Origin of the sequence: Allorhizocola rhizosphaerae, from assembly GCF_003426775.1 — a bacterium.
Lineage (GTDB): Bacteria > Actinomycetota > Actinomycetes > Mycobacteriales > Micromonosporaceae > Allorhizocola > Allorhizocola rhizosphaerae.
On sequence record NZ_QJUG01000465.1, the window covers coordinates 1 to 1,564 of the forward strand.

At 69.5% G+C, this 1,564-nt stretch carries 2 protein-coding genes and 1 pseudogene; 2 read left to right on the forward strand and 1 reads right to left on the reverse strand.

All coding sequences use genetic code 11. The features are described 5' to 3' along the window. Both DM816_RS44105 and DM816_RS41800 read left to right on the forward strand, forming a co-directional pair. On the forward strand, window positions 1-183 hold a 183-nt coding region (locus DM816_RS44105; protein WP_211589091.1), incomplete at its 5' end, for a hypothetical protein. A 57-nt stretch (window positions 184-240) separates the two neighbouring features. Next, window positions 241-1,014, forward strand: a complete 774-nt coding sequence (locus DM816_RS41800; protein ID WP_117215933.1) for a hypothetical protein — start codon at window positions 241-243, stop codon at window positions 1,012-1,014. 258 nt (window positions 1,015-1,272) lie between these two features. Here DM816_RS41800 and DM816_RS41810 read toward each other — a convergent pair. Next, window positions 1,273-1,564: pseudogene (locus DM816_RS41810) on the reverse strand (cysteine--1-D-myo-inosityl 2-amino-2-deoxy-alpha-D-glucopyranoside ligase); the annotation flags it as partial.

A 1,564-nucleotide genomic window follows, 5' to 3' on the forward strand; every position in this document is an offset into this window, starting at 1 on the left:
GCGCGCGCGGCCGCCCGCCTCCCGGCTGCCGCTGCGGCAGGCGACGCCTCCGCGCCAGGCCACACCGCGCCGGCGCCCGCAGCCCCGTCCGGTCACCAGGCGCCGATAGGGTCCGACTCCGGACAGTCGCTCACCCGCGCGGGCAAGGACGTCGCACGGCTGCCCTATAGTCAGGCGGCGTAACTTATGCGGGCCTTCACCCCCGAAGGCCGCGATTCACCACCGGGGAGGATATACGTGTTGAAGACACGCCTATTCGCTGGCGGCATCGGTGTGCTGGCGGCGGCGACCTTCGCGCTTGCCGGCTGCGGCGACAACCCGCAGCCGAGCGGCACCGACTCCACGCCACCACCGACCAGCTCAGCACCGCAGGCCAGCGCCAAGGAGGCGTTCACCAACGCGGTGAAGAAGCTGCAGCAGCAAAGCTCCAAGGCCGAGCTCAAGATGGACGGCATGGTCGCGATGACCGCCACCACCCAGACCGACCCCGCCGGCAAGAAGGCGACCTCGGCCACCGAGGTCAACGTGAGCGGTGTGAAGGTGACGACCTCGATTCTGGCCAACAACGGCGAGGTGTGGGTCAAGATGACCGGCGTGCCCGGCGCGCCGGACAAGTGGATGCACGTGGCGGCCGACAAGGTGGCCAAGGGCAGCAGCCTCGACCTCACCAAGGACCAGTCGACCAGGCTGGAGGCTTCGATCGTCACGGTCGAGCGCGACGGTGCGAGCGGGTTCAAGGGCACGCTCGACCTCACCAAGATGGGCACGGTCAGTGAGGATCTGGTCAAGCAGCTGGGCGACAAGGCCAAGGCCCTGCCGTTCACCGCGACCGTCGACTCGCAGGGCCGCCTGTCCACCATGGAAATCGACCTGAACGGGGCCATGGCCGGCCTGGGCAAGATGACCACCAAATACTCGGCCTACGGCGAGCCGGTCAACGTCACGCCGCCGGCCGCGAGCGAGGTCGTGGAGATGCCCGAGCAGTTCCTGGCTGCGCTCAACAAGCCGGTGTAAAAGCGGCACGCACAGCCAAACCCTGAGTGGCCGGGTCGTCGCCCTGTCGACCCGGCCACCGTCGCGCCTTGAGGCTGGCGCGCCTGACCGATGAGGTTTCCGGACGGCGCAGTCTCCATAACCATGGCGAAAATTCTGTACTCCGCGTCCATGTCGCTCGACGGGTTCATCGCCGGACCTGGCAGGGACATGTCGTGGCTGACCGAGCACGTCGGCGACCCGAACCCGGTGGCTCATGGGCGAGGGTCCGAAGTCAGTTCAGAGGCGGACGCCCAGCAGGTGGTCCACAGTGGACCGCATCAGGGCCGGCGCGGTGGTGTCGTTGCCGAGCCAGGTCAACGCGTCCTCGGCCCAGGCGTCCACGAGCGCCAGGGCCGCAGGCGTGTCGAGGTCGTTGGCGAGGCGGGCGCGCAGCCCGTCGAGCAGGTCGGCGCCGGACGGGCCGGCCGGTGTGGCCGCGGCCGCGCGCCACCGGGCCAGCCGGATCTCGGCCGACTTGAGCAGCTCGTCGGTCCACGGCCGGTCCTCGCGATAGTGCTGCGACACCAGC